This is a genomic window from Cryobacterium sp. MP_M3 (genome assembly GCF_015752155.1).
Classification (GTDB): Bacteria; Actinomycetota; Actinomycetes; order Actinomycetales; family Microbacteriaceae; genus Cryobacterium.
In genome coordinates this window covers 1-2610 of record NZ_JADOVI010000044.1, presented here as the reverse complement: position 1 = coordinate 2610, position 2610 = coordinate 1, and the positions used below count along the sequence as shown (strand labels likewise).

Here is a 2610-nt window from a genome sequence, read left to right as displayed (position 1 = left end):
GGGCTGGACATGGTGGTGGTTTCCTGATTCTCGCCCTACATCATGCGGCGGACTTGCTGTTAGCTACTGGCCTCACCCAACCCTGACACGTAGGGCACGGCGGAGGATGCGGCAAAGCTCGTCGGGTGGAGTCGTGCCACTTTGTACCGGCATCAGCAGGCCTTAGCGGCCCGCGAAAGCACCACTGTGTAGGTGACTTGTGGACGCGGCCGAGCGGTGGCGTGTTCTTCGGCTGCATGTCGAAGACCAGATTCCGCTTGCCGTCCTCGCTCGGGAGACGGGGATCTCCGCTCGGACTCTGCAGCGCTGGCACCAGCTCTACCGGGCAGGCGGCATTGCATCCCTCGACCCGCGTGACCGCAAAGACAAGAGTGTTCGCCGAACTTCGGCCGAGACGGTCGCGTTCATCGAACAATTTGCACTCTGCCGGCCGCGCCCGAGTCTCGCCACGCTGCATCGTCTCGCCGTCACCGATGCTCAGGCGCGTGAGCTGCCGGCGCCGAGCTATGCAACCGTGCGGCAAATCGTCCAGGCCCTCGATCCGGCTCTTGTCACCCTGGCGCTGGAGGGGCCAGTCTCGTACCGAGACAAGCACGAGCTCGTCTTTCGCCGCCGCGCGGAACACCCCAACCAGACCTGGCAGTCCGACCACACTGAACTCGACATCCTCATCCTCGGCGCTGACGGGAAACCTGACCGACCGTGGCTGACGACCGTGATGGACGACTACTCCCGTGCAATCTGCGGATACATGGTCTTCACCGGCGCCCCATCAGCTATTAACACCGCCCTCGCCCTCCGGCAGGCGATCTGGCGGAAAACCGACCCGGCGTGGGCGATGTGCGGCATCCCCGACATCCTGCACGTCGACCACGGCTCCGACTTCATCAGCCACCACCTCGAACGAACAGCTATAGCCCTGCATATCAGGATCATCCACTCGACCGTCGGCCGACCACAGGGGCGCGGCAAGATCGAACGGTTCTTCGGCACCATCAACACCGAACTTCTGGCCACCCTCCCCGGCCACCTCGGACCCGGCAGCCGGACGCCAACTCCGGTCCTCGACCTTGCCGGGCTCGACCGTGCGATCGGCGGATTCATCGGCACCTACAACGACCGAACCCACCGCGAGCTGGGGATCTCACCCCGAGACGCGTGGGTTGCCGACGGCTGGCTGCCACGGATGCCCGACAGCCTCCAAGAACTCGACGGACTGCTCCTTACCGTTCCGAAGAACCGAGTAGTGCAACGTGACGGCATCCACTTCCAAGGCCAGCGCTACCTAGCCCCAACGCTCGCTTCGTTTGTGGGGCACACCATCACGATCCGGTACGACCCCCGCGACATCTCCGAGATCCGCGTGTACGCCCGGGACACTTTCATCTGCACCGCAATCGACGAGGCCCACCCCAACCTGCGTCTCAGTCTCCGCGACATCGAAACCGCTCGTCGCGCCCGCCGCAAGCAATTGCGTCGCGCGATAAACGATCGCATTCTGACCGTTGCCGCCCGTGAGGAACCTCGCGCCCCTGAACCGACGAAGTGGCGTCCGAAGCTGCGCACCTATGAAGAGGACGAGTGATGAACCAGGCATTCATCGTCACCAAAGAACACCGGCGCTTTACCGAGTTCGCCAACGCCATGCGGAAAGAGAAAACGATCGGGATCTGCCACGGAGCTGCCGGCGTTGGTAAGACCAACTCCGCCCGCCGCTACGCGAACTGGGACGCTCTCGAGCCCTACATCAATGAGTGGGGTCCCAGAGGTGATCACGACGCGAAGCATTATGCCCTCGCGAACCGATCTCGCACCGTCTTCTACACACCCGAAGTCCTCTGTCGGCCCAAAGACCTCATGCACGACATTGATTACTGGCAGGTGAAAGTTGGGATCTGCGCCGACGAACACCTCCGCTCCCTCATGTACGAACCGGAAATAGTCCGGCAGAAGGACGTCACCCGTCTGGTCGAACTTCTCATCATCGACGAAGCCTAACGGCTCACCCCCACCGCCTTGGAACTGCTCCGCGACCAGCACGACCGCACCCACCTCGCGATGATCTTGATCGGCATGCCCGGCATCGACGATGCGGTTTCGTCACTATCCGCAGCTCTACAGCCGCCTCGGATTTTCACATCAGTACCGGACCCTGGGACGCGACGAACTCCTGTTCGTCCTCGACCGCCATTGGAAACGACTCGGTAAGACCCTCGACCCTGACGACTTCACCGACGCGCAAGCGATCGCAGCCATCGAGCGCATCACCCGCGGCAACTTCCGCCTCCTCGAACGACTCTTCCCTCAGATCAACCGGGTCCTAAAGATCAACCAGCTCGACACCATCACCGACGACGTAATCGAAGCCGCCGCCAGCATCCTCGTCATCGGCAACTAACGACACACACCGATCACAGAAAGCCGCCATTTACCGATCAACTCCACACATGCTGCGGAGCCCAGTAGTCGTGAGGGAGTGTCCATTTGGGGTCCGGCTACCGGACATCCTTCTCTTGCGAGCTGCTGCCGATGGCGGCCTGGATCCTCCGAATGATCGACCCGAGGATGCCCGACGAGAGAAGTCCTGAACCGAGTGGGCCCGCGGAGTCC

General features: G+C 62.4%; 1 protein-coding gene and 2 pseudogenes. All 3 read left to right on the top strand.

Features of this window, described 5'->3' with window-relative positions; all coding sequences use genetic code 11:
- Positions 1–96: 96 nt before the first annotated feature.
- A pseudogene (locus tag IWX89_RS18700) lies at positions 97–192 on the top strand (recombinase family protein); the annotation flags it as partial.
- A 7-nt stretch (positions 193–199) separates the two neighbouring features.
- Positions 200–1585: a Mu transposase C-terminal domain-containing protein gene (locus IWX89_RS18225; RefSeq protein ID WP_196904950.1), complete on the top strand. Its 1386-nt coding sequence runs from the start codon at positions 200–202 to the stop codon at positions 1583–1585.
- Positions 1585–2398, top strand: a pseudogene (locus IWX89_RS18220) (AAA family ATPase). Before IWX89_RS18225 ends, IWX89_RS18220 begins: the two are co-directional and overlap by 1 nt.
- Positions 2399–2610: the final 212 nt, after the last annotated feature.